The organism is Leeuwenhoekiella palythoae (assembly GCF_900130045.1).
GTDB lineage: Bacteria > Bacteroidota > Bacteroidia > Flavobacteriales > Flavobacteriaceae > Leeuwenhoekiella > Leeuwenhoekiella palythoae.
On record NZ_FQXT01000003.1, the window covers coordinates 332,420 to 357,327 of the forward strand.

The 24,908-nt window shown below is 41.3% G+C and carries 22 protein-coding genes; 10 read left to right on the plus strand and 12 right to left on the minus strand.

What is annotated here, in order from left to right; translation table 11 throughout:
- Window positions 1–104 precede the first annotated feature (104 nt).
- Complete coding sequence (locus BUA96_RS08680) at window positions 105–1,634, minus strand: DEAD/DEAH box helicase (RefSeq protein ID WP_072982860.1); 1,530 nt, start codon at window positions 1,632–1,634, stop codon at window positions 105–107.
- A 253-nt stretch (window positions 1,635–1,887) separates the two neighbouring features.
- Between BUA96_RS08680 and BUA96_RS08685 the strand changes: the two genes are divergently transcribed.
- On the plus strand, window positions 1,888–2,268 hold the full coding sequence (locus tag BUA96_RS08685) for a hypothetical protein (RefSeq protein ID WP_072982302.1): 381 nt from the start codon (window positions 1,888–1,890) through the stop codon (window positions 2,266–2,268).
- Window positions 2,269–2,425: 157 nt separating this feature from the next.
- Here BUA96_RS08685 and BUA96_RS08690 read toward each other — a convergent pair whose 3' ends face one another.
- A complete protein-coding gene (locus tag BUA96_RS08690; RefSeq protein WP_072982303.1) occupies window positions 2,426–3,145 on the minus strand; it encodes an SDR family oxidoreductase in 720 nt (239 codons plus the stop codon).
- Here BUA96_RS08690 and BUA96_RS08695 point away from each other — a divergent pair, their 5' ends adjacent.
- The 5 genes from BUA96_RS08695 to BUA96_RS08715 all read left to right on the plus strand — a co-directional run bounded on the left by BUA96_RS08695 (window position 3,146) and on the right by BUA96_RS08715 (window position 6,716).
- Window positions 3,146–3,901, plus strand: coding sequence for a YqaA family protein (locus BUA96_RS08695; protein ID WP_394365241.1), 756 nt, complete (start codon window positions 3,146–3,148; stop codon window positions 3,899–3,901).
- Window positions 3,902–4,183: a DUF3817 domain-containing protein gene (locus BUA96_RS08700; protein ID WP_072982305.1), complete on the plus strand. Its 282-nt coding sequence runs from the start codon at window positions 3,902–3,904 to the stop codon at window positions 4,181–4,183.
- A gap of 14 nt (window positions 4,184–4,197) precedes the next feature.
- Window positions 4,198–4,812, plus strand: a complete 615-nt coding sequence (locus BUA96_RS08705; protein ID WP_072982307.1) for a M15 family metallopeptidase — start codon at window positions 4,198–4,200, stop codon at window positions 4,810–4,812.
- A gap of 319 nt (window positions 4,813–5,131) precedes the next feature.
- Window positions 5,132–5,860, plus strand: a complete 729-nt coding sequence (locus BUA96_RS08710; protein ID WP_072982309.1) for a ferritin-like domain-containing protein — start codon at window positions 5,132–5,134, stop codon at window positions 5,858–5,860.
- 25 nt (window positions 5,861–5,885) lie between these two features.
- Complete coding sequence (locus tag BUA96_RS08715) at window positions 5,886–6,716, plus strand: ferritin-like domain-containing protein (RefSeq protein ID WP_072982311.1); 831 nt, start codon at window positions 5,886–5,888, stop codon at window positions 6,714–6,716.
- Window positions 6,717–6,842: 126 nt separating this feature from the next.
- Here the strand turns inward: BUA96_RS08715 and yajC are convergent, their stop codons facing one another.
- From yajC to nusB, 3 genes are all read right to left on the minus strand, one after another.
- Window positions 6,843–7,136: a preprotein translocase subunit YajC gene (yajC, locus tag BUA96_RS08720; RefSeq protein WP_009780051.1), complete on the minus strand. Its 294-nt coding sequence runs from the start codon at window positions 7,134–7,136 to the stop codon at window positions 6,843–6,845.
- Window positions 7,137–7,146: 10 nt separating this feature from the next.
- Window positions 7,147–7,611, minus strand: coding sequence for a DUF1573 domain-containing protein (locus BUA96_RS08725; RefSeq protein WP_072982313.1), 465 nt, complete (start codon window positions 7,609–7,611; stop codon window positions 7,147–7,149).
- Window positions 7,612–7,749: 138 nt separating this feature from the next.
- Window positions 7,750–8,697 (minus strand): transcription antitermination factor NusB, encoded by a 948-nt coding sequence (gene nusB / locus BUA96_RS08730; protein WP_072982315.1) that lies wholly within the window; start codon window positions 8,695–8,697, stop codon window positions 7,750–7,752.
- A 235-nt stretch (window positions 8,698–8,932) separates the two neighbouring features.
- Between nusB and BUA96_RS08735 the strand changes: the two genes are divergently transcribed.
- The 3 genes from BUA96_RS08735 (at window position 8,933) to BUA96_RS08745 (ending at window position 13,850) form a co-directional block, all read left to right on the plus strand.
- Window positions 8,933–10,690, plus strand: a complete 1,758-nt coding sequence (locus BUA96_RS08735; protein ID WP_072982317.1) for an ABC transporter ATP-binding protein — start codon at window positions 8,933–8,935, stop codon at window positions 10,688–10,690.
- A 67-nt stretch (window positions 10,691–10,757) separates the two neighbouring features.
- Window positions 10,758–11,132 (plus strand): PUR family DNA/RNA-binding protein, encoded by a 375-nt coding sequence (locus BUA96_RS08740; protein WP_072982319.1) that lies wholly within the window; start codon window positions 10,758–10,760, stop codon window positions 11,130–11,132.
- A gap of 195 nt (window positions 11,133–11,327) precedes the next feature.
- On the plus strand, window positions 11,328–13,850 hold the full coding sequence (locus tag BUA96_RS08745) for a M14 family zinc carboxypeptidase (RefSeq protein ID WP_072982864.1): 2,523 nt from the start codon (window positions 11,328–11,330) through the stop codon (window positions 13,848–13,850).
- 49 nt (window positions 13,851–13,899) lie between these two features.
- Here BUA96_RS08745 and BUA96_RS08750 read toward each other — a convergent pair whose 3' ends face one another.
- The 4 genes from BUA96_RS08750 to BUA96_RS08765 form a co-directional block, all read right to left on the minus strand.
- Window positions 13,900–15,117 (minus strand): multidrug effflux MFS transporter, encoded by a 1,218-nt coding sequence (locus tag BUA96_RS08750; protein WP_072982321.1) that lies wholly within the window; start codon window positions 15,115–15,117, stop codon window positions 13,900–13,902.
- Between the two features lie 93 nt (window positions 15,118–15,210).
- A complete protein-coding gene (locus tag BUA96_RS08755; protein ID WP_072982323.1) occupies window positions 15,211–16,260 on the minus strand; it encodes a glycoside hydrolase family 43 protein in 1,050 nt (349 codons plus the stop codon).
- Between the two features lie 92 nt (window positions 16,261–16,352).
- Complete coding sequence (locus BUA96_RS08760) at window positions 16,353–17,474, minus strand: formylglycine-generating enzyme family protein (RefSeq protein WP_072982324.1); 1,122 nt, start codon at window positions 17,472–17,474, stop codon at window positions 16,353–16,355.
- A gap of 64 nt (window positions 17,475–17,538) precedes the next feature.
- Entirely contained in the window at window positions 17,539–19,380 is a 1,842-nt protein-coding gene (locus BUA96_RS08765; protein WP_072982326.1) for a glycoside hydrolase family 15 protein, read from the minus strand.
- A 215-nt stretch (window positions 19,381–19,595) separates the two neighbouring features.
- On the opposite strand from BUA96_RS08765, the gene BUA96_RS08770 reads away from it, so the two are divergent.
- Window positions 19,596–20,624, plus strand: a complete 1,029-nt coding sequence (locus tag BUA96_RS08770) for an XdhC family protein (protein WP_072982328.1) — start codon at window positions 19,596–19,598, stop codon at window positions 20,622–20,624.
- A 208-nt stretch (window positions 20,625–20,832) separates the two neighbouring features.
- On the opposite strand, the gene BUA96_RS08775 is transcribed toward BUA96_RS08770, so the two are convergent.
- From BUA96_RS08775 to BUA96_RS08785, 3 genes are all read right to left on the minus strand, one after another.
- Window positions 20,833–22,992, minus strand: coding sequence for a xanthine dehydrogenase family protein molybdopterin-binding subunit (locus tag BUA96_RS08775; protein ID WP_072982329.1), 2,160 nt, complete (start codon window positions 22,990–22,992; stop codon window positions 20,833–20,835).
- A 15-nt stretch (window positions 22,993–23,007) separates the two neighbouring features.
- A complete protein-coding gene (locus BUA96_RS08780; RefSeq protein WP_072982331.1) occupies window positions 23,008–24,000 on the minus strand; it encodes an FAD binding domain-containing protein in 993 nt (330 codons plus the stop codon).
- Window positions 24,001–24,097: 97 nt separating this feature from the next.
- Window positions 24,098–24,898: a 2Fe-2S iron-sulfur cluster-binding protein gene (locus BUA96_RS08785; RefSeq protein ID WP_072982333.1), complete on the minus strand. Its 801-nt coding sequence runs from the start codon at window positions 24,896–24,898 to the stop codon at window positions 24,098–24,100.
- Between the last annotated feature and the right edge of the window lie 10 nt (window positions 24,899–24,908).

Sequence of the window (24,908 nt, forward strand, 5' to 3'; positions counted from 1 at the left end):
CGTTGGATAAGGGTAAAGATACATCTTCCCAAAAGCCATCGAAATGCCTCAAAATTAAAAATTAGTATGTAAAAATAATCCTCGTGAGATTGCCCTGAGGTAGTTTACTGAGCCGGAATATTAGCATACATCTGACTCAGTTTGAGTCTCAATTTACGCATATAATCTTCTTCTAACCAATCTTTGTAATTTTTAGTATTCTTCATAATACAGTAAGAATACAAGCGAATACGGTATTGAATCTCTTCCTTAAGTTCGCGGGCAAGAATACGCGCATCGAAAACATCTTCAGTATTCTCAAAAATAATACGCGCGTGCTGATCAATAGAACGCTCAAGCGCTTCTTTTGATTTCAGACCTTTGGCAAAAACATCTTCGTATTCCTTTTTGATATCAAATTCAATTGACTCACTATTGCTGAACTGAGCACGAAGTTCAGGTGGCATCACGTATTCAAAATTGCGCTCAATTTCCTCGTCGCTCACCAAATTTTCAAGATAGAAATCAGGGTATAAGAAAATATCATTCCAATCCATTGGAGCATCCCATAACCCGAAACGCGCCATATTATTCCCCAGATCAATAACTTCAAAGGTCTTCTTATCTGGTAAAACACGCGAACCACGACCGATCATCTGAAAATAAAGCGTCAACGAACGTGTCGCACGATTGAGAATAATGGTTTCAACGCTAGGTTCATCAAAACCGGTTGTCAAAATACTTACCGAAGTTAAAATAGCATCGGGAGTATTCTTAAACCATTTTAAAATTTCCTTTCGTTCTTTATTGGTGTGCGTATTGTCTAAATGCTTTACATCATATCCCGCCTCTCTAAAGGTTTCATATACGTAGCGTGAGGTATTGATCCCGTTATTAAAAATAAGCGTTTTTGTACCCTTGGCCCGTTCTTCATACGCTGCAAGAAGCTTCTCTTGCATGCTGTGATTGGTATAGAGTATTTCTGAAGACTTTACCGTATAATCCCCATTGATCCCTACTTGTAGCGTTTTTAAACCTACATCATACGTATGCATGTTGGCTTTAGCCAAAAAGCCTTTTTCAATAAGAGAGCCTATACTTTCACCAATAATCAGCTTACGGTAGTTATCCTTCATCGGCAACTTAACGTTAGAACTTAAAGGTGTAGCTGTCACTCCAAGAATAAAAGCATCTTTAAAGTAACTAAATAGCTTTCTAAACGAATTATAATGCGCCTCATCTATAATTACAAGGCCAATATCGTTGATATCAATTTGCTCATCTTGAAGACGGTTATTAAGCGTTTCTACCATCGCTACATAACACATATAATCTTCGTTGCCTTCAAGAGTTTTAACCTTACTGTTGATGACCATATTAGGCACATCAAAACTCTTAAGCATTTTTGAAGTTTGAGAAGAAAGCTCAATTCTATGTGTAAGAATGACTACTTTTTTTTGTTTTTCTTTAATATAGCGACGTACGATTTCAGAAAAGATCACTGTTTTTCCACCACCGGTAGGCAGCTGGTACAGGAGGTTGAAGTCATCAGACTCCTCCTCCATACAATTAAAGATCTTGTCAAGGTCATTTAATTGATAGTTATACAGTTCTTTTCCGTTGCCGTTATCTTGCGCTGATGCTTTTTCGCTCAAAAGTGAAGTTTGTTTAAGGTTCAATTTTGCAAAAATAAGGCATTTTAAGGGCTTATCGAAAGTTTGATTTAAGAATTACATGATTGATAATTTAGATTGTAAGTTTTAAAAAAATACGCTTAGTATTACTCTTAATTTTAAAAGGCTCATAAAAACACCAATTATGCCCTCTTAAAACTGAAAAAAATTAGCAAAGTCTTTCAGTAAAAAATACCTAATCTGTTACCTTTGTGGCAACATAAAAAACATCATTTTGAAGAATCCAAAAGCGATAAAACTTATAAACAAGCTCATAGGCGACGTTGAGCAAAATGGTATTATTATCAATACTGTTGTCGAAGATTTACAAAATCTTAGACCCTATGCAGTTGAAGAAAAGCGCCCGTTATTAGCAAAAACAATACGTCTTGTTTTTGAACATATCGAAGCATATCAAACCTTTGACATCGCGATTCCTGACGAGGAGCCGGTAGAAGGATATGAAGATGAGTTTGAAGAAACCGAAGTGTCCTCAAGTCCTGCAGAGAGTTTGCTGTATCTTTTAAATTTGCTTGCTGAACCAGAAAATAAGGTCAATCGTTTAGATCTAAGAGCCTACGTTGAAGCGATGCAAGAATATGCTGAAGAGCATTAATCGTATGGAAACTTATATCTTAGTCAAAACCCTTTGACTGTACCAATAAAAAAATCGGGAGTGTTTTAAACACTCCCGATTTTTTTGAATCTATCTCAGTTGAAGTTGTGCATCTATTGAAGTCGCACGCTTAAAACCTCTTGCTATAGAATCTCGTTTACTTTTTAGGTGGTTTTGATGGGCGAACTTCAATCTTACTTGGCAACGTACGCGGATTCATTTTCAATAAGTCTACAACCAGCTCCCCAATATCTTCGCTTTGAATCTTCCAAGCATCTTTTTTTGAAGGTTCATTACCGTTAAAATGCGTCGCCACAGATCCCGGCATAATGGTTGACACCTTAACATCATCCTGACGCAGGTCTAGCATAATAGCTTGGGTAAAGCCGGTTAAACCAAATTTACTCGCGTTATAAGCAGAGCCATTTGCAAAGAAATTCGTTCCTGCCAGACTAGATATGGTAAAAATATACCCCTTAGAACGCTTGAGTTCGTTGAGACAAGCTTTCACACTATAGAAAACTCCGGTCAAGTTGGTATCAATGGTTTCTTGCCATTCACCTGCAGTCAAATCAGTAATACTCGCAAAATGACCTAAACCGGCATTAGCGACCAATACATCAATTTGGCCAAATTCTTTTAAAACAGCATCTACTGCTTGCACCTGACTTTCCATCGAGCGCACATCAGCTTTTACACCAAGCGCTTTACCTTTTCCGCTTTTGTTGAGTTCCTCTGCTGCTTTTTCTGCAGCAGTAAGTGTTCTGCTGGTAATGGCTACATTCATTCCTAATTCTAGAAGAGCTTCAGCAACTCCTTTACCTATTCCTTTGGTCCCTCCGGTAATGAGGGCGACTTTGTTTTTAAATTTCTCCATATGTTAAAAATAAGGCTTATTCAGCCCAACACCCACGCAGCTTTCTTTAAAATTTTGCTAAATCTGGGTATTTATAAAAATATTAGCAGAAACAATTTTTCAACAGGTTTTTCAAGCGGTATATTTGCAAAAAAATTAATGGCGCAAGAGAGCAAAACAAAGAAAAAATCAAGAATCCGTCTGTTACACCAGTACTATAAGTTTACCGGATTCTATTCTTTTATAGGCGGAAGTTTAAAAAAAGCACTTACGCCGGTTATCATATTTGTAGCTGCTTTATTAGCGATACATTATTTTGTTATCGATATCAACGCGCTGCTGGTCAAAATGACCGATACCTTCCCTCCTTTTTGGGTACTCACCGTATTTTTTATTTCAGAAAGTATTTTAGGCCTTATTCCACCAGAGATCTTTATTGCATGGAGTGATAAAATGCCAGATCCTATTTTGTATTTGTCACTTATCGCGATATTATCTTATGCCGGCGGAATCATCAGTTACTTTATGGGCCGTGCTTCAACGCGTATTCCTGCAGTACATGACTATTTAGAAGTAAAGATGGCAAAGCATCTTAAAAATGCTCGTAAATGGGGCGGATTTCTTATCATTGTAGGTGCTGTGCTTCCTGTTCCTTTTGCGATCAGTAGTATGGCTGCGGGGATGATTAAATACCCATTTATCAATTACCTTTTATTTGGTTTGCTGCGTTTTGTGCGTTTTGCCGTTTATGGTGCAGCTATTTTTAATTTAGTTTAAATGATTAAAGCTTTTCAGATTTTAAGTATACTAGAGGGTGTTTCTCTTCTTCTTATTCTTTTCGTCACAATGCCTTTGAAGTATATTTTTGATCAAACGGGTCCTAACCAGATTATTGGAATGGCTCATGGCATTTTATTTCTTCTCTATGTCGTTATGGCGATACTGGTAAAATTTGAATTAAAATGGAACTTTAAAACGCTATTTATTGTTTTGATCTGTTCTGTAATCCCATTTGGCACCTTCTGGATGGAACGTAAGTATCTTAAAAATCAAGCTTAAAATCTAGTTCTGTTATGGTAAAATCATATTTAGCTTTGGTAATTTTTTTATTAGGAAATTTTGCATTTGCACAGCAAGCTGAAGTTCCTCTTATTAAAATTGATACGCTCGCTGATGGTTTTACGTACGACATACGCTACGCAACAGACAATAATTTTTTAAAAGAAGCTTTTTACGATTGTGCTTCGTGCTATCTCAGACCTGAAGTAGCAGCCGCGCTCAAGGAAGCTAATCATTATTTCTGCGAAAAAGGATATCGCATTGTTTTATACGATTGCTATAGACCCGTTAGCGCTCAAAAGAAAATGTGGGCGGTTTATCCCAACGCGCAATATGTTGCCAACCCATATACTTCGGGCTCTGTACACAATCGCGGAGCCGCGGTTGACCTCAGTCTTGAAAAATTAGATGGCACACCGCTTAACATGGGAACTGATTTTGATTTCTTCGGAAGAAAAGCACATATAGACAATACCTCTTTGCCGCGAGAAGTGTTAGACAATCGCAAATTGTTACAGGAAGGGATGACGCGTTTCGGCTTTCAAACGATTCGTACAGAATGGTGGCATTTCAACTACAAAAAGAATTATGGCTTTGAGATCATAGATTTTGACTTTGGGTGTGATTAATCAAGATCTTTCTCCACAAGCTGAAAACACAAAGACTCAAAAACCGAATGATTTTACAATGATTCGGTTTTTTTATTTTAAAATTTTCAATTTTCACATTGATAAATTTTAATTCTTCTAATAAGCCAACAAATTCTTCACATTTTTCTCTTAATGAAGTGTTTACGTAGCTTTATTCAACATCCATAATTATTCTTAAAACCTAGACTATTTAGTAGCATTACTCCCAAATCTTTGTTAAAGAAATACATTAGAAAAACCCTACCCTCTTTTTCCACGTAAGTTTCAATAAGTATTAATAACCAAAGAAACTCAAATTATGAAAAAGAAAAAATCGATTGAGGTAAAAACTCAAACTGTTGGTAGAAACCGCAGAAACTTCTTAAAAGTAAGCGGTCTTGCATTAGCCGGTTCTAGTTTATTATTAGCTGCTTGTAGCGATGATGACGACAATGGCAATATGATGGGCGGCGGAACCTTTGACCTAGGTACTGGAGATGTTGGTGTTTTAAACTACGCATACGCTCTAGAACAATTAGAGGCTGCATTTTATACCAATGTTGTAAATGGTTCTTTTTACGCCAGCGCTTCAGCAGACGAAAAAGCCATCTTATTAGACCTATATAATCACGAGGTAAATCACCGTGAGTTCTTTAAAGCTGCAATTGGTGCAAATGTACCTATGGAGCAACAATTGACTGCTGATCTAGAATTTGATTTTAGTAGTGTAGATTTTGGTAATAGAGATTCAGTTTTGACTACGGCTAGAATATTAGAAGATACAGGAGTAAGCGCATATAATGGTGCTGGACAGTACATTCAGACTGCTGTGTATCTTACCTTAGCAGGAAAAATTGTTTCTGTTGAAGCACGCCACGCAGCGGCAATTCGCTCTATTATAAACGGAAGCGCAGATTATACTGCTTTTGCCGGAGACGATATCATCGATAGCAACGGATTAGACTTAGCAGCTTCACCTGAGGAAGTTATTTCTGCAGCAGGCGGATTCTTCGTAACGCCGTTTACTTATAACAATCCGGGAGCGTAATTACTAACCATTAAAACTTACTACAATGAATTTAATAAAATTTCTAGACGAATTTACTACAGATAAAATGCAAGAACCTATGACTTGTAGACGGGCTATGTTTGGCCAGTTAGGAAGTATTGGTAAAAAAGCAGCACTTGCGGCAGTTCCATTTGGGCTTGCTACCGCTTCTAATAAAGCGATGGCACAAAGTTCTGGTGATGTTGTTGGTGTACTTAATTTAGCCCTTACCTTAGAATATCTTGAAGACGAATTTTATGCAATGGCTTTAGATTCTGGGGTACTTTCAAGCAATGCTAAAGCAGAGGCAATTTATCAACAGATTTCTAAGCACGAATCGCAACACGTAGACTTTTTAACAGCAGCCATTGAAGGTGCAGGCGCAGATCCTGTAGCTAAACCTTCTTTTGATTTTACTGTTGGTGGTGCATTTGACCCATTTAACGAAAACGGTGCCGGGCAAGCTACTGCATATGCTCAATTACTAGCCTTAGCGCAAGCATTTGAAGATACAGGAGTACGTGCTTATAAAGGGCAGGCTGCAAACTTAATGGGAAGCGCCGGTGTTTTAACAGCAGCATTACAAATACATTCTGTTGAAGCACGTCACGCTTCTGAGATCAGAAGATTAAGAGGTCTTGAAGGATGGATAACTGGTAACCAAAGAGGTGCTGGTATGCCGGAAGCTACACAAGCTGTATATAATGGTGAAGATAACATCTCACAAGGCGGTGTAGATGTAACGACCTTAGGTTCTGGATCTCCATTCACAATGGATGCTGCAACGCAAGCTTATGACGAAATCCTAACGAGGGACGAAGCGGTTACAATTGCAAGCTTATTTATAGAATCATAAGACTTAGTTTCTTTTTATAAATACCAATCCCTTACCGGTCATACGGTAAGGGATTTTTAGTTTAATGCATAAAAAAACCTGATGGATAACCATCAGGTTTTTTAAGTATACAGTATTATATAACTATTACTTTTTCTTTTCAACCTTGGCGGGCTCGTTCAGTTTCTTGGTAAGTTCCAGAGAGAGTGCAGTACGCTCAAACTTCATCTTACCGGCTCCTGATTCTAAGATCACCGTAGTATCATTTAAATCTAAAATTTTTCCGTGAAGACCGCTTTTAGTAATGACACGATCTCCTCTTTTTAATTCTTCAGCGAATTTTTTCTCTTCCTTTTGACGTTTCATCTGCGGGCGTATCATAAAAAGATAAACCACGGCGATCATCAAAAGAATAGGTAAAAAACTTGTTATTTGTTCCATTTATAAATGCTTATCCGTTTACAGCCGGTCCTTCAGCCGATTGTACAAATGCGGTGATTTTTACGGTTTCAGATCCCTTTTCAGTATTTGATTTTACAGTAACAATTTTAGTTACAGCGTTAAGACCACTTCCGTTATATTTTACTAAAAGCTCTCCGGTCTCTCCTGGCTGAATTGGCTCTTTAGGATAACTTGGTACTGTACAACCGCAAGTACTTGTAGCATCTACAATCACTAAGGGTGCTTTACCGGTATTTTTAAATTTAAAAACGTGCTCTACAGCAGTACCGCGCGCGATATTACCAAAGTCATAAGCGCTCTCTTCAAATTCCATAGTTGGGAAAACAGTAGCGTCTGCATCACGAGTTGCAGCCATCTCTACATTTTCTCCTTTTACTTTGTCTGAAGCATTGTCTTTACAAGACGTAAATGCTACTGCAGCAACAAGACCTACTGCTAAAAATACTTTTTTCATAATTCTATTACTTTTTTAGAGTTTCAAAAATACAATTTTAATCCATACCCTAGTATGCCGGCTTTATCAGGAAAATAGGTGCTATGCGCGTACACCAACAAGCCTAATTATAGTTGATCTGGATATTGTATAAATTGTTTATTCAATAAGACCTCTACCGGCTTTATTGAGCCTATTGTCTTTTTTATACTTTTTAACCAAGCGATCCAGAACACCATTTACAAAAATGCTACTCTTAGGTGTTGAGTATTCTTTAGACAATTCTAAATATTCATTGATCGTAACCTTTACAGGGATTGAAGAGAATCTCAAAAATTCGCACAAAGCCATCTTGATCAATATTTTATCCAGTGTCGCAATACGATCCTGATCCCAGTTTGGCGTGTTACCTAAAATTTCAGCTTCGTACTCCTCGTCGTTACGGGCAGTACGTAATAATAAATCTTTTGCAAACTGACGGTCTTCTTCGTCTTTATACAGTTTAGGCAAAATGGTGCTTTCTGGAGAATTAGGCTTGATCTTACCCAGACGCTTTACAATTGTGGTATTAACTACAGGAAGATCATCTACCCAGGTTAAGCGGTAGTCTTCCAAATAATCATAAAGCTTATCATTAGGCGCAACAAATTCAGTAAAAAAGTCGATTACAAAATCACGATCTGTTTTAAAGTCGCTGGTTTCAGAGGCCATATATTCCGCATAAAAATCACTTGCGATGAGTTCGTTATATAGCAACACAACATACTCATTATCCAACCTCCAGTTATTAAGTTTAGCTTTTTTAAGTTCTTTTTGCAGTAATTCGTTTTCCGAAAGCTTAACCAGCACCGGGTTGTTTACAAATTTGAGATTAGGATTCTTCTCAGATTCTGTGGCCAGCATTTTTTGCTGAGAGCGCTCCAGAATGTCTTTAGCGTGTGCGTGTATCTCTACAAGCAGATCTACAATCGTAAGATACAGCTCATACATTTGAGCAGTACTCGCGTTTAAAAACTTTTCTTCCTTTAGTAGATCAGGTTGTTCTGATTGATGCAGCGCATACAATGCCTGCATAACTTTTACGCGAATGTGCCTTCTGTTAAGCATAATTCAAAAGAACTTTTGGTTATTTGGGTTTCGTATTATTCAAGCTAACCAGCCAGTTTGCCCGTTTGGACAAAATCGATGCAAAAATACATTTTAAATGATTTTTCTAACAGCATAATTAGACTTTTATATAAAAAATCTAAACCGTGCTATTCAAGCCGAATCGCTTATCTTTGCGCGGCTTCGCTAAGCTAATCTCCTTTTTAGCTTTTTAGCGCAGTCCCAATTGCATACTATGAAAGAACTTCAGCATCTCAATAAGTATTTTAAAAAGTATAAATGGAAGCTCATTCTAGGCTTTTTCATCGTACTTGTGGCCCGCATATTTGCCATTCTTACGCCTAAGTTTTCGGGCGATATGATCAAATATGTGGAGAATTACATTGGTGATGGTGGTGATTTAAGCGAACTCAAGCAGCAACTCCTGATGACGCTGTTTTTACTTCTGGGTGCCGCGCTGCTTTCGGCCTTTTTCACCTTTTTGATGCGTCAGATGTTTATCGTGGTATCTCGCTATATGGAAGCTGATCTCAAAAACGAAGTGTACGATCAATACCAAAATCTGTCGCTTAGCTTCTACAAAAAGAATCGTACGGGAGATCTGATGAATCGTATTAGTGAGGATGTCAGCAAAGTGCGTATGTATTTAGGTCCCGCTATTATGTATGGTGTTACTACAGTCATTCTCTTTGCTACCGTGATCCCGTATATGTTTTATACGGCCCCGGAACTTACTTTATATGTGCTCATCCCCTTACCTATTCTTTCTGTGGCAATTTATCAATTGAGCCGACTTATTCACAAACGCAGTACGATCGTACAGCAGTACCTGTCGCATTTAAGCACCTTTACTCAAGAATCCTTCAGCGGTATCGGTGTGATCAAAGCTTACGGTATTGAGCCTCAAACCTATGAGAATTTTGAAAAGCTAAGTGAGACCAACAAAGAAAAGAACTTAGATCTCGTTAAAGTGCAAGCCTTCTTCTTTCCGTTGATGATCGCTCTTATTGGGGTCAGCAACTTGCTGGTTATTTATATAGGTGGAAAAAAATATATAGACGGAAGCATTCCTGACCTGGGGGTTATCGTTGAGTTTCTGATCTACGTCAATATGTTGACGTGGCCGGTAGCTTCTGTAGGCTGGATCACTTCTTTGGTACAACAAGCCGAAGCTTCTCAGAAACGCATCAACGAATTCCTAAAAGAAAAGCCCGAAATCGTAAACAAAACCGAAGCCCACACACCGGTAAACGGAAGCATCAAGTTTGACAACGTAACATTCACCTACGAGGATACCAATATAACCGCTCTTAAAGAGGTTTCTTTTGAAGTAAATCAAGGCGAGACGCTAGCGATCATCGGTAAGACCGGTTCAGGAAAATCAACTATTCTAGAGCTTATTGGTCGCTTGTACGACACTACAAGCGGAGTGATCACCGTAGATGACACGCCTATTGATCAATTGAATCTTAAAGACCTGCGTACCAGCATAGGTTATGTACCACAAGAAGCCTTTTTATTTAGCGACAGTATTAATGAAAACATCAAATTTGGTAATAACAATGCTACTGATGCGCAAGTGATTCAGGCTGCAAAAGATGCTGTGGTACACAACAATATCGTAGATTTTTCAAAAGGATATGATACCATTTTAGGAGAACGAGGTATTACGCTCAGTGGCGGTCAAAAGCAACGTGTTTCAATTGCCAGAGCGATTATTAAAGATCCGCAGATCTTACTTTTTGACGATAGTCTTTCGGCAGTAGATACTGAAACCGAAGAAGAAATCCTGAGCAATCTCAAAAAAGTGGCTGCAACTAAAACAACGATTTTAGTAAGCCACCGTATTTCTTCCGCAAAAAATGCAGATAAAATTATCATTCTAGAAGAAGGTGAGATCATTCAACGCGGAACCCACGCAGATCTTATCGCAGAAGAGGGATATTATCAAGAACTCTATCGAAAACAATTAGACGAAAAAGAAATGGAATAAAATTTTGTACACCATTTAATTTTTTTCCATTTTTGAAAGTATAAAGCGTATTAACTAAACATAGATTATGAGCAATAATGAAATGAAGGGGAATGATGAAATATTCTCGAAAGTGTTAAGAGCAGGTCGTCGCACCTACTTTTTTGATGTACGTTCTACACGTGCGGGAGATTACTACTTAACCATTACTGAGAGTAAAAAGTTCACAAATGATGATGGTTCCTTTCACTACAAAAAACATAAAATCTACCTTTATAAAGAAGATTTTGAAGGATTCTCTGAGATCTTAAATGAAATGACTGCTTACATTCTTGATGAAAAAGGAGAAGAGGTCATCAGCGAGCGTCACCAGAGTGATTACGTTAAAGAAGAAGATAAAGAGCCTGTATTAGAAGGCAAATCGGCAAAAGCTTTTACTGATGTAAGTTTTGACGATATTTAAAAAATCAAATCCCAAGATTTTAAAGCCGCATAGTTTGCGGCTTTTTTTGTACCCTGATTTTAAGAATATCCTAAAATATGTGGTGTACAGCGATAAGAAATCCGCACAATTTAAACCTTGTGTACCGTGGTTATCAAAAGCAGTTCTTTAAAAAATGATATATTTAAAACCATACTAAAAGTTATATACGATTCTATGAAACAACTCCTACTCCATCTTTTCTTGATTTTTACAATTTTTCAGTCCACTGCGCAGGTGATGCACCCATCGCTGGACTACTACTTGCCTGATGATGTTACCTATGATCCTGAGATCCCAAAACCGCAGGAGATTTTGGGCTATGTGCCGGGAGAATGGCACGTGAGCCACGATGCCTTGGTAGGTTATATGCGCACGATGGCAGCGGCTTCAGATCGCATAACTATTGAAAACAGAGGCACTACCTATGAAGGCAGACCTTTGTTACTACTCACGATCACTTCTCCTGAAAATCACGCCAATCTAGCTCAAATTAAAACAGAGCATCACGCCCTTACCGAAAGCGGCGCCGCCAATCTGGATACCGAAACGATGCCTATTGTAACCTACCAGGGTATGAGTATTCACGGTAATGAGCCCAGCGGTTCAAATGCCGGTTTGCTGGCCGTTTATTATCTGGCTGCGGCACAAGGAGCTAAAATTGATGCAATGCTTCAAGATGTGGTTATTCTATTTGATCCTTCCTTTAATCCTGATGGGCTTCAGCGTTTTTCATACTGGGCAAACACTAATAAAAACCAAAACTTAACTACCGATCCTCAAGATCGCGAATACAGTGAGATCTGGCCGGGCGGTCGTACAAATCATTATTGGTTTGACCTTAATAGAGACTGGCTTCCGGCAGAATTACCGGAATCTCAAGTGCGTATCAAAACCTTTCACGAGTGGTACCCTAATATTTTGACAGATCATCATGAGATGGGAAGCAACTCTTCGTTCTTCTTTCAACCGGGGATTCAAAGCCGTACGCATCCTTTGACACCAAAACTCAATCAAGAGCTCACTGCTGAAATTGGTAAATACCACGCTGCCGCTTTTGATAAGATCGGTTCATTTTACTATACTGAAGAGGATTACGACGACTTCTATTACGGTAAAGGCTCTACTTTTCCGGATATCAACGGGAGTGTAGGAATTCTTTTTGAGCAAGCGAGTTCGCGAGGTCACGTTCAGGAAACTGATAACGGACTCCTAACTTTTCCGTTTACGATCCGCAATCAGTTTACCGCTTTTCTTTCTACCATTGCCGCCGCACAAGGTATGCGTAAAAAGATGCTGGATTACCAGCGTGACTTTTACGCAAATAGTAGAAATGAAGCAGGAAAAGACGCTTATATCTTCGGGAGTAAAAACGATCCGGCGCGGGCTGCACATCTTGCACAACTTTTACAGCGCCATAAAATTGCAGTGTACAAACCTTCAGAAAACTATACTACTAAAGACTTGAGCTTTGATACGGAGAGCAGTTATGTGGTTCCCAAAACACAAAAACACAGCCGATTATTAAAAGGAATGTTTGAAAAACGCACCACTTTTGAGGACAGCTTATTTTATGATATTTCGGCTTGGAGTTTTCCTCTAGCCTTCAACTTAGATTTTAGCGACAGCGCTCCGGCGAGTATTGCAGGTACAAAAATAGACAGCGTTGCCTTGCAAACACCGCTTAGCTTATCTCGCAGCGACTATGCGTATATATTGCCGTGGGGAAATTATTATGCGCCTAAAGCCCTTAATGCGATCTTGAATAAAGGGATTCGTGCTAAAGTGGCCTTGCAACCCTTTAGCGTTGGTGGAATCGATTATGACTACGGTAGCGTAATGATTCCTGTTCAAAATCAAAGTTTGAATGCAGCCGACCTTCAGGCATTTTTAGATGATGTCGCTAAAGCCTCTCACTTGAGTATTGATCCTGTAAAAACAGGTTTAACTGAAGGTATCGATCTTGGGAGTCGCAAATTTGAAGCTTTAAAGCCTCAGAAGATCGCGTTGCTCGTAGGCGATGGCATCAGATCCTATGATGCTGGCGAAATCTGGCACTTGCTCGACACCCGTTTTGACATCAGCATTACCAAATTAGATACCCGTAATTTTAGCAGAACAGACCTGTCACAGTACACCACGATTATTATGCCTACCAGTGGCTGGGGCGGCGGTTTAGACGAGTTGGCAGGAAATAAAATCGCTGCTTGGGTGCGCAATGGCGGAACGCTTATAGGCTTTAAAAATGCCGCGCGCTGGATCAAACGTCAGGGATTAGTTGATTTTAGAGAAGTAGAAACCGAAAATCCGGCGAAAGAGGTCACTTTTGAGCAACGCAGTGACTTTAATGGTGCTCAGGTGATTGGCGGTGCGATCTTTAGCGCCAAGCTTGATCGCTCTCACCCTATCGCTTTTGGGTATGATAATGCAGCCATCAGTTTGTTTAGAGACACCACCTTGTTTATCGAAGCTGACGAGACCAGTTATAAAAACCCTATTTTATATACCGAAGAGCCGCTTGCAGCGGGATACATAAGTCCCATCAATTACGAAGCCATCAAAGGCACACGCCCTTTTGTACACCAATCTTCAGGACGTGGTGAAGTGCTGATCTTTACAGACAACACCAACTTTAGAGCCTTCTGGTACGGGACTTCTAAGCTTTTAATGAATGGTATTTTCTTCAGTAATCAGATGTAATTCTTGCACTGAAAGAATTGAAAGACAAAGCCTCGTGAAAACGGGGCTTTTATTTTTCCGCCAGATGGTAAGCCGACTTTAAACTTTTGGTTCCTGAAATCAGCAGTGCGAAGGCTAAGAATGCCACACTACACATCACCAAATACATCGCAAGATCTGTACGTGCTTGAAAATAACTCACTAAAGCCGAACCGATAGCACCCATTACCATTTGCATCGCTCCTAACATCGCCGAAGCATTTCCGGCGGTATGGCCCAAGCGCACAAGCGATAAGGCCGATGCGTTAGGAAAGATAAAGCCCAAACAACACATATACAGAAAGATCAAAACAGTGGTTAAGTACAATCCACCCATTTCAAAATAGCTAATCGCAACTAACGCCACTGAAAGTAAGCACTGAAAAACTTGGGCCACAGGTACAACCTGTGCGGTTTCCTTCTTCTTTAAAATCAGATTATTTATTTGACTCGAACCGATCAGACCCGCAGCGATGATCGCAAAAATGATACTATATTCGGTTTTACTCACCGCAAACAATTCTAAATAAATGTGGGGCGACCCGCTTAGATAAGAATAGATCCCTGCATAAGCAATAGAGCCCGAGATCGCATATACCGCAAACTGTTTATCAAGTAGTACTTCTCTATAATTCTTCAAAACCGGCTTTAGGCGTAAAGAATGCTTTGGATTTGCAGGTTTCCCGTGCGGAAGTTTAAAATACGAACCTATAAAAACCAAGAGCGTTAGAATACTCAAGCTGGCAAAAACCCAACGCCATCCCAACTGAATAGTGATCAATCCGCCTAAAGTTGGTGCGATTATAGGCGATACTGCCACAACGACCATCAACAGCGAAAATACTTGAGCTACTTCTTTATCTTCAAACAGATCGCGCACAAGGGCACGAGCAGCTACCATTCCCGCGCAAGCGCCTACTGCTTGAAAGAATCGCAAACCGATTAAGATGTAAATATCAGCAGATAATGCACAACCTAGTGAAGCGAGAAAATAAATAACAAGACCTACGTATATAGGCTTTTTGCGACCAAAACGTTCAAGCATCGGCCCATAGATGAGTTGCCCGATAGACAGCCCGATAAAAAAGCTCGAGAGCGTATAAGAAATCGTACTGATGTGTGTATTGAGCTTTACCGCGATATCTTCAAAGGCCGGTAAGTAAATATCTGTTGCGATAGGGCCTAAAGCCGTAAGTAAACCAAGAATTAATATTAAGCCGGGGGATTTTCTTGTTTTTACTTCACTCATAAAACTAAAATTAAATAAGTGCGCAAAGTTAAGCCTCGCATGAGAAACAAACTCCTGCGAGGCTTAGGAATGCCTTGATTTATATCAAAAAAATTAGTCGCGCTGGTCTTGTCTAAAATCAGGGAATCCTTTTTCATCCCATTTTAGGACTCTTGCGCGGGTGTGACGGTTAAAATCGTATAGCGAGTTTCCGCGTATTTGCTCATAAACTCGGGCGTGATAGATCATCACATCAGTAGTATCATCTTCGGCTTTAGTAAATGAGTTGTGCCCGGGACCAAAACGTCGCGCTTCTGCATTAGTAGTAAAAACCGGAGTTTCTGATTTATTCCAGGAGGCCTCATCCATCAAGTCTGCATCTTCATCAGCCCAGAGCAAACCCACTGCATAATTAGCATCTGTAGCACTTGCTGAATAGGTTACAAAGATCTTTCCGTTGCGCTTCAATACTGCCGGACCTTCATTTACTTTATAGCCTATACGTTCCCAGTCGTATTCAGGATCGGTGATAATAATTTCAGGACCGGTTAAGGTCGTTGGGTTTTCCATCGCAGACATTACCAGCGAAGTGTTCTCTCCTTCTCGTACGTTTTGTGCCCAGATCAAGTATCGGGTACCCTTATGTTCAAAAGTGGTCGCATCGAGTGAAAATGAATCCCGTTTGGTAGCGATCTGCCCCTCTTCTACCCAATCGCCTTGTGTAGGATCTGCAGCATCGGTAGAAAGCGCAAACATCCTGATGTTCCAAACATTTTCGGCTTCACCCGCAGCAAAATAAACATACCATTTATCATCTATTTTGTGTAATTCAGGTGCCCAAATGTGATGTCCCATTCTACCGGTCTCGTGCTTCGTCCAGATCACTTGCGGTTCAGCGGTCCCCAGAGCATTAATGGTATTGGCTTTTCTGATCTCAATACGATCATATTCGGGTGCAGTGGCTATAAAATAATAAGTTCCATCGCTATCCTTGTACACCCAAGGATCGGCACGCTGCCCCACAATAGGATTGTTATAGGGCATTTCGGTACAGGTAGTTTTTTCTTCTGAAAGCGTTTCTGCTTCGGTCGTTTCTTGTGATTCTTTACAAGAACTCACAATGAGCAGCAAAAGTGCCAAGGGCAACGTATAAATAGATCGCATATAAAGTATAATTAAAAGTGTTGATTCTACATTTAACTTACAAGTATACGAAATCCTTTTCTTAAATAATAAACGCCACCGCTGTGTAAATCTTAATCAGCTTGAAGCATCTTTACATCCGCCACAGTTCTAAAACCGCTATGATCTGAAGATGACTCTAAGGCTTGGCCCATACGCGCAGAGATACGATAACTGGCACAATAGGAATCGTCACATAAAAACGAACCGCCTTTTATTACTTTTTCGGGTTGGTAGGGATTTTCAGGGTTGTAGCTTTCCACCGCACCTTGCGGATTGATGCTTTTGCTTCCCGCTACTTCTTGATAATACCGGGTAGAAAACCAATCTTGAGTAAGCTCCCAAACATTCCCAGACAGATCATAAATGCCTAAAGAATTGGGTGCATACGATCCTACCGGAGCCGCGTAAGCAAACCCATCTTCATCTGAATTTCTAGTAGGAAAAGTTCCTTGCCAAGTATTTGCTTTTTCAGGTAAAGCGGTTGCATCATCTCCCCAAGTATATATTCCGCCGGGCAATTTTCCATATGCCGCGGCTTCCCATTCTGTTTCGGTAGGCAGGCGCCTGTTGGCCCATTTGCAATACGCCAAAGCATCCTCATAACTTATGTGAACCACAGGATAATTTGCTTTTCCTTCAATAGTACTCTCCGGTCCTTGCGGATGCTTCCAATTTGCTCCTATCTTCCACTCCCACCATTGGGTATAGTTGTTAAGGTCTGTAACCTGTTGCACGCTGCGGTCAAAGATCAGCGAGCCCGGCTGAAGCAAGCTGTCTGCCGGTTTTGGCGTTCCCGGTGGTAAGGTTTTTTTCATCGCTTCCCAATCTACCGGGCGTTCTGCTAAGGTGACGTAGCCTGTTTCGTCCACAAATTTTTCAAATTGTGCATTGGTCACTTCGGTTTGATCTATAAAAAAGCCATCCACCGCCACAGGATGTGCGGGTTTTTCGCGAGGCAAAGCCAAAGCATCTCCTGCACCAGCTCCTTGAGTAAATTCCACTCCCGAAACCCAAACCATGCCTTCCGGAGTTTTTATACTATCGGGTTGGGCTACGAGAAGTTCATGTGGTTTTTGAGTAACTTCTTTTGAAGTTGTTGCGGCATTTATTTTATCGCTTGCCCGCTCTTTACAGGATACTACGAGAACTGCAATGGTCATCGCAATACAAGCTCTTACTCTGAGGTCTTTCATAGCAACCAAAAGTACGAGTTTTTAAGGATTCATAAAGCGTGCTCATTGGTCAATTCAGGTAGAGTTATTGCTTTAAAACAAATGTATTTTGACCTTTTTGACGATCTATTGAAAACAGCGTACTGATCAATCCTAGATGTGAAAATCCCTGCGGAAAGTTCCCCAGCTGCGCGCCAGACGGACTCAATTCCTCCGAAAAGAGTTTTAGGTGATTCCCGTAACTCATCAACTTTTGAAAATAGCGTTCTGCTCTCGCGATCTCTCCCCCTCGAGAAAGACACTCGATGTACCAAAAAGAACCAATGGTAAAAGATCCTTCAGCGGAATCTCCCTTATGCGGAATACTATCGTGCAGGTTTCGGTACACCAAAACATCATCAACGATCAGCTGTTCTTCGATGACTTTTAAGGTTTTTACCCAGCGCTTGTCATACGGACTAATAAATTTCATCAAAGGCATCATCAATAGTGATGAATCTACTGTTTTAGCGCCTTTAAAGTGCACATAGCTTTGCAATTCCTCATCCCAGAAATTATCATAAATATCTTGAAAAATAAGGTTTCTGTTCTTCTCCCAAGTGCTGACATCAGTGGGTAGCGAGCGTTTACGCACCAAGCGAATCGCGCGGTCTAAAGCCACCCAGCACATCAACCTTGAAAAAAGGTAATGCCGTTTTACCTCTCGCACTTCCCAAATACCGTGATCTGCATTTTGCCAGTTTTTACACACATAATCAATAAGCTTTTCTACATTCTGCCAAAAGCTGTACATCACATTTTGACCATACTTATCAAACAGATAAATGGTATCCATCAATTCCCCAAAGACGTCTAATTGTATTTGGCTGGTTGCTGCATTCCCAATGCGCACAGGCTTCGAGCCTTTGTACCCTTCCAGATCCAGCTCCTCTTCTTCAAGGTCCCGGCTTCCGTCTATTCGGTACATAATTTGTAATTCCACCCCGCCGTTGATGTCAATATCTATGCGGTCGTAGATCCATTTCATAAATTGTGATGCTTCTTCCAGAAAGCCTAAACGCATAAAGGCATACATCGTGAATGCGGCATCCCGCACCCAGGCATATCGGTAATCCCAGTTTTTACCACCACCTATTTCCTCGGGTAACGCATAAGTAGGTGCCGCCACCGTAGAACCGTATTTGGCACTGGTCAATAATTTTAAGGTAATGGCCGAGCGTTTCATATGTTCGGCAAAATCACCGTGATAGTTACACGTCTTGATCCACTGATGCCAGAATTTTAGCGTTGCGGGCAACTTGTTTTCCAGACATGCTATTTCTTCTTCAATCGTATGATCTAAAGCTGGGGCATCGGCGCTTTCTATGATAAAATAAGCATCCTGCCCTTCGCTTAAGGAAAAGCTTTTTTTAATACTTCCTTGAGCTGTAATAGGCAGCGTTGCCCGTACTTTTAAAGCATCGGCGTGTTCTTGATTTTTAAAAATCAGGGTATATTCATCTATAACCTCAACGTGGGTAGTGAGTTTGCCATAGTTGATAAGCACGTCAAGAATAAGATCAAAATCGAGATTTCCACGAATAAGGCTGATTTTACGAACTAACTGATTGACCTCAGCACTGCCATCGGCTTGAATAGGCATAAAGTCTGTAAACTCCACATTATAATCATCAGAAAGAAAGCGTGTGGTAAGCACACTGGTATCTAGTATATATTCCTGAAAACACTTTGCATAAGGGGCTTGCGGAGGCGTATTAAAACTTCCGCCTTTGCGCTGATCTAAAAGAGCTGCAAAAACCGAGTGCGAATCATATTCCGGAAAACTCATAAAGTCGATGCTGCCCTCCCGCTGGATCAACGCACAGGTCTGGCAATTTCCTATTACACCGTAACTTTCTATACCGGGATAACCGCTGTGCTCTTTCATAAAACTTGTACTGCTTCTTTTTTTGTTGGAATCATTCTCAATCTGAAAATTTACAGATAAACGCAGGGCTTTTTATTAAAATAAAGGTAAAACTTAGACTGCGTGGCACTTTAGGATGCCCGGACTTGCAATTAATATAAGTTTAGCACTCGCGGACAATGCTCATTTACGTTTAAAGCATACTTTATGCCTAACTTTGTATTTCAGCCTCAGCTATGACACACGAATTCCGTACCCTTATTCAAACTGCTTATACGTATTTTCAAACCAATACGGCTTGTGTTATGGCCAGTGTGGTAGCTCTTGACGGTTCATCTTACCGCAAACCGGGTGTGCGTATGCTCATTGCTGAAAACGGTACCATGACCGGTGCCGTTAGTGGCGGTTGTGTTGAAAAGGAGGTACTTTTTCAAGCACAAGAGGTATTTGAAACCGGCAAAGCCAAAATGATGACCTACGACGGGCGGTATCGCCTGGGCTGTGAAGGGATTCTTTATATTCTTATAGAACCCTTACAGATCAATGAAAGCATTTATAACAAGCTCACTATTATTCTTACGCAACGTAAGGACCTACAGCTCACTTCCTATTTTGTAAAAGATACCGAAGCTGTTGAACAACCCTTAGGTACTGTTGTAAAAGCGAACGAGGAAACCTTAGCCTTATTTTATATTGAAGAAGCGTTGCAATCCACAGCAAAGGTTCAGACTTTTACTCAGGTTTTGCCTGCTGTTTTTCAGTTGTTTTTATTTGGTGCCGAACACGATGCGGTACAACTGGGTACGTTAGGCGCTCAGATGGGGTGGGATGTGCGTGTGATCGCCTCTCCTAAAGATCCCAAGACCAAAGCGAATTTTCCGGGTGTACACGAAGTCTTGCATCTGCTTCCGGAACAAGCATCGGGTTTACAAATCGATGCTGAATCTGCTGTGGTACTGATGAATCATAATTATGCAACAGACCTCAACTTCTTAGTTCATATTTTGGATAAGCAACCGCAGTATATAGGCATTTTAGGAAGTTCAAAGCGTAGAGAAAAGTTGTTTAACGAACTCATAGACTACAAGCCAGATCTGGATGCCACGGTACTTGATCGCATCTACGGCCCTGCCGGAATAGATATTGGTGCCATCACTCCGCAAGAAATTGCATTATCGGTACTCGCAGAAATACTGGCTGTAAAACGCAAACGCGAGGTTTCTTCTTTGCGTGATAAAATAGGAAGTATTCATAAAGAAGTTTAAACTGTCGAACTTAATAAGCTGCCTTAAACTCATATTGGTTCAGGCATAGCCCAGAAACAACTTCGTTACAAGCCTATGCGATTTGCGCTGAAGGTAAACCTTTAGTCTCACGTCGAATCTTCACAAATCTATTATTTAACATAGCTCCATAAAAAACGCCCTGCAACAATCAAGCTACAGGACGTTTCAATATTAAAATTAGAAAGCATTAAGCTGCTTCTTCTTTTTTTACAAATATTTTCTCCGGTGTTAACGGAAGGTCTCGCATACGCTTACCTGTTGCGTTGAACACTGCGTTGGCAATAGAAGCCGCAACACTCGTGATCCCGAGTTCGCCTATACCTTTGATCCCCATTTTATTAGCGATCTTATCTTCTTCGGGAAGATACACCACATCAATATTGGCCATATCTAGATTTACCGGTACGTGATAATCTGCAAACGACCGGGTGATGAAGTTCCCAAAATTAGGCTCCACCTCCGTACGCTCGGCAATCGCCATTCCTGCACCCATCACACAACCTCCTATGATTTGCCCGAACGCTGTTTTGGGGTTTAGGATTTTTCCGCAGCTTGCGACATTAAGCATACGCTTGATGCGAAAAACACCCGTGTCTTTATCTACCCACACTTCGGTAAAATTGGCTCCGAAAGAAAACACACTGTGCGCTTTATACTCTTCGTCAGGTTCTGCAGTGCCTTCGGCTTCCAGAGTACTTAATTGCGCGGCTTTCATTAGAGCAACAGTAGTCGTTGCGGCAGTTTCACCGGCTTTATCCTTTAAGTCTTTTAGTGCTTGTTCGCACGCGGCACGAGCCCCATTAGCAAACGAAGCAGCTCCCCAAGAACCTCCCGAACCGGGCGTTACCGGATATTCAGAATCTCCTAACTCCACATCTACCTGCTCCACCGGAATATCTAGATATTCTGAGACGGTTTGGGCAAGTATGGTGTAACTTCCTGTACCAATATCGGTAGCATCCATTTGTAAGGTGGCCCAAACGGCATCGTTTTTCAACTCCAGTATGACCTTCGCCGAAGTTTTCATATAAGGTGCGCGTCGAGAAGCTGCACTGACCCCGTAACCTACCAGCCAATTTCCTTCAGACTTTGATGCGGGTTTCTGAGGGCGGTTTTCCCATCCAAATTCTTTAGCCCCCAGACGCAAACATTCATTCAGCAAGCGTGAAGAAAAAGGTTTGCCGTTACTGGGGTCTACCTGCGTATCATTTTTGATTCTAAAGGCAATGGGATCCATGTTTAATTTAAATGCCATTTCATCCATAGCCGACTCGAGTGCGAAGCTTCCTGTAGCTTCTCCCGGAGCCCGCATTGCAAAGGGGGATTGCAAATTCATAGGCATCAAACGATGTGTCACACTGTTATTAGGCGTTTTATATAACATCTTAGTAACCGTTCCGCAGGCCTCTTGATATTGCTCATAGGTTGAGGTGTGAGAAAGCGTATCGTGGGAAAGCGCAGTTAAGGTTCCGTCGCTTTTCGCACCTATTTTAATGCGTTGCTCGTTACGCTGACGCAAATTAGTATTGGTAAACATTTGATTACGCGAAACCGTCAGTTGCACGGGGCGATTAATAGCTTTAGAGGCCATAAGCGCCAAAATCACGTGCTGCTTGGCTGCGAGTTTAGAACCAAAGCCACCACCTACATAAGGCGACATTACCCGTACGTTCTTTTTATCGATCTGAAAGGTATCGGCAATCGTGGTTGCTGCGTTATCGATCATTTGCTGACTGGCATAGGCTTGTACATTGCCGCCATTCCACGAACCAATGATCGCGTGCAGTTCCATAGGGTGGTGATGTTCTATGGGCGTAACATAGGTTTCATCTAACGTAACATCAGCCTCTGCAAGACCTTCAGCGACATTACCTCTGCTATAATCAGACTGCTCCGTGGGGGTATATGCCTTTCCTTTTGAAGCTTCAAAGTCAATATCCGGCGTTTCTTGTGCATACGTATATTTCACCAATCTTGCGGCGTATTGCGCTTGCTCAAAGGTTTCAGCAACCACAAGTCCTACATATTCTCCGTAGTAATGCACCTGATCACTTTGCAACACCGGTTGAATACTTGTAGTTGATAACGGGTGTAAATCTTTATCATATTGTGCCAATCGTTCTGCATTCTTATAGGTGATCACGGCAAGCACGCCCGGTTGTGCTTCGGCCTCCGCGGTATCAATGGCAGTGATGCGTCCTTTAGCAATCGTACTGTTGATCCCTTGTGCATAGACCAGATTCTTGACCTTAAATTCCGAGGCATATTTCGCCATTCCGGTAACTTTAAGCTTCCCTTCAACCCGATCAATTGGGTTTCCGGTTCCTTTTGATGTATTTAAATTCATAATGTTATTTTTCGGTTAGGCTTCTTTTGAATAGGCTTGTTCTAGGGTACGTACAATGGCTTTAATTCCCATAGGGACTTTATACGCGTTGTGTTCTAGTGTACGCGCATCGGCAAGTGCCAATTGTGCGGCTTCCTCAAAATTCTTAGTAGTAGGCTCTTTTCCTATTAAATAATCTTCTGCTGCGGTAAGCTTCCAGGGTTTGTGTGCCACGCCACCCATCGCCAGACCAACATCGGTGACCACACCGCCTCTTACCTTTAAACCTGCCGCTACCGAAAGAATCGCAAAAGCATAACTCGAGCGCTCCCGAATCTTTAAATAATGATAGTGTTGGGTAAATTGGGGTTTAGGCAGTTCGATCGCTGTGATGAGTTCGCCAGGTTCAAGGGTATTGTCTAATTCCGGTTGTTTGCCCGGTAAACGGTGAAAATCTGAAAAATCAATAGTCCGCTCACTCCCGTCTGGGGTTTGCACGGTTACCGTAGCTTCCAGCGCGGCCAGTGCTACGCACATATCTGAAGGGTGTGTCGCAACGCAGCTTTTGCTCCAACCAAATATCGCGTGCTGCGCATTGGCTCCATCCAGTGCTCCGCAACCGCTTCCCGGCTCGCGTTTATTGCACGGCATAGAAGTCTCAAAGAAATAAGGACAGCGCGTGCGCTGTAACAGATTCCCACCATTGGTGGCCATATTGCGTATCTGTGCAGTTGCTGCCGAAAGCATCGCCATCGATAGCAATGGGTACTGCTTACGTACCTCAGGATGATTTGCGGTTGCAGCGTTGCTTCGGGCTGCTCCAAGTGTGAGTCCGCCCACGGCATTTGAGGTGATGGTATCATTATCAAGATCGGCCACTTTGATTAAAGCTTCAGGGCGCTCTACATCCTCTTTCATCAGGTCAACCAGATTGGTTCCTCCGCCCAGATATTTGGCGTGCTCTTGTTCCTGTACGGCTGCTAAGGCTTGTTGTTTTGTTTTAGCTTCTATATAATTAAAAGGTCTCATAAATACTTTTTAGTTTGTTGGCGTAACCGAAGAAATACTACTCTAAGGCTCGCCTAAAATTTGATTGTAAATCTCTCGTATGCGTGTACGAACTCATTTACTGTTCTCCGGCTTCTTTTAATTCAGCCAAACTTGCAAAGCGCCATTTCGGTTGCTCCTCAACCCCACTTTGCACTTCTTTTACAGCTTGTACAATATTGTTGTAAGCTCCACAACGGCAGATATTACCAGACATACGCTCTCTGATCTCTTCTTCGCTAAGGTCTAGGTTGGTGGTCACTTTTGTAAAATCTCTGGTTACATAACTAGCCTCTCCTTGTTTAGCCTCATCTAATAAAGCCACCGACGAACACAACTGTCCCGGGGTGCAATAACCACATTGAAAGCCATCATGCTTTAAAAAGGCTTTTTGCATAGGGTGTAAACCAGCCGTATTGGCCAGTCCTTCAACGGTTTTGATCTTTTTGTCTTTACACGTTGCTGCAAGCGTGAGGCAAGAGAGTTTACGCTTACCATCTATCATTACCGTACACGCTCCACATTGTCCGTGATCACAACCTTTTTTGGTCCCGGTAAGTTGTAAATGTTCGCGTAAGGCATCAAGCAATGTAGTACGGGAATCAAGTGTTAATGGATTTTGCTTTCCGTTAACATGTAGATTCACTTCAACCTTGTTCAATAAGGCGTCTAAATCGTCTTTTGAGGTCCCCGCTTGGGTTTGCGCAAGCAATTCTGAAGAGAAATACGGCGTAGCCATAACGCTCATACTGGCAGCAGAGATCTGCCCTAAGAACTTTCGGCGCGAGTCGCCAAAGATGCCCAGCTGATCTAGAATTTCTACTTCATCATCAGTGAGTTGAGCTTCCTTTAGCGGTTGATGTGCTTTTTGTTTTTTCATAGTTTACTGT

Excerpts from the sequence above, each read along its gene's own strand:
- BUA96_RS08690 (WP_072982303.1), bottom strand. The coding sequence starts at position 3,145 with ATGGAGAAATTTAAAAACAAAGTCGCCCTCATTACCGGAGGGACCAAA.
- BUA96_RS08695 (WP_394365241.1), top strand. The coding sequence starts at position 3,146 with ATGTTAAAAATAAGGCTTATTCAGCCCAACACCCACGCAGCTTTCTTT.
- BUA96_RS08700 (WP_072982305.1), top strand. The coding sequence starts at position 3,902 with ATGATTAAAGCTTTTCAGATTTTAAGTATACTAGAGGGTGTTTCTCTT.
- BUA96_RS08705 (WP_072982307.1), top strand. The coding sequence starts at position 4,198 with ATGGTAAAATCATATTTAGCTTTGGTAATTTTTTTATTAGGAAATTTT.
- BUA96_RS08710 (WP_072982309.1), top strand. The coding sequence starts at position 5,132 with ATGAAAAAGAAAAAATCGATTGAGGTAAAAACTCAAACTGTTGGTAGA.
- BUA96_RS08715 (WP_072982311.1), top strand. The coding sequence starts at position 5,886 with ATGAATTTAATAAAATTTCTAGACGAATTTACTACAGATAAAATGCAA.
- yajC (WP_009780051.1), bottom strand. The coding sequence starts at position 7,136 with ATGGAACAAATAACAAGTTTTTTACCTATTCTTTTGATGATCGCCGTG.
- BUA96_RS08725 (WP_072982313.1), bottom strand. The coding sequence starts at position 7,611 with ATGAAAAAAGTATTTTTAGCAGTAGGTCTTGTTGCTGCAGTAGCATTT.
- nusB (WP_072982315.1), bottom strand. The coding sequence starts at position 8,697 with ATGCTTAACAGAAGGCACATTCGCGTAAAAGTTATGCAGGCATTGTAT.
- BUA96_RS08735 (WP_072982317.1), top strand. The coding sequence starts at position 8,933 with ATGAAAGAACTTCAGCATCTCAATAAGTATTTTAAAAAGTATAAATGG.
- BUA96_RS08740 (WP_072982319.1), top strand. The coding sequence starts at position 10,758 with ATGAGCAATAATGAAATGAAGGGGAATGATGAAATATTCTCGAAAGTG.
- BUA96_RS08745 (WP_072982864.1), top strand. The coding sequence starts at position 11,328 with ATGAAACAACTCCTACTCCATCTTTTCTTGATTTTTACAATTTTTCAG.
- BUA96_RS08750 (WP_072982321.1), bottom strand. The coding sequence starts at position 15,117 with ATGAGTGAAGTAAAAACAAGAAAATCCCCCGGCTTAATATTAATTCTT.
- BUA96_RS08755 (WP_072982323.1), bottom strand. The coding sequence starts at position 16,260 with ATGCGATCTATTTATACGTTGCCCTTGGCACTTTTGCTGCTCATTGTG.
- BUA96_RS08760 (WP_072982324.1), bottom strand. The coding sequence starts at position 17,474 with ATGAAAGACCTCAGAGTAAGAGCTTGTATTGCGATGACCATTGCAGTT.
- BUA96_RS08765 (WP_072982326.1), bottom strand. The coding sequence starts at position 19,380 with ATGAAAGAGCACAGCGGTTATCCCGGTATAGAAAGTTACGGTGTAATA.
- BUA96_RS08770 (WP_072982328.1), top strand. The coding sequence starts at position 19,596 with ATGACACACGAATTCCGTACCCTTATTCAAACTGCTTATACGTATTTT.
- BUA96_RS08775 (WP_072982329.1), bottom strand. The coding sequence starts at position 22,992 with ATGAATTTAAATACATCAAAAGGAACCGGAAACCCAATTGATCGGGTT.
- BUA96_RS08780 (WP_072982331.1), bottom strand. The coding sequence starts at position 24,000 with ATGAGACCTTTTAATTATATAGAAGCTAAAACAAAACAACAAGCCTTA.
- BUA96_RS08785 (WP_072982333.1), bottom strand. The coding sequence starts at position 24,898 with ATGAAAAAACAAAAAGCACATCAACCGCTAAAGGAAGCTCAACTCACT.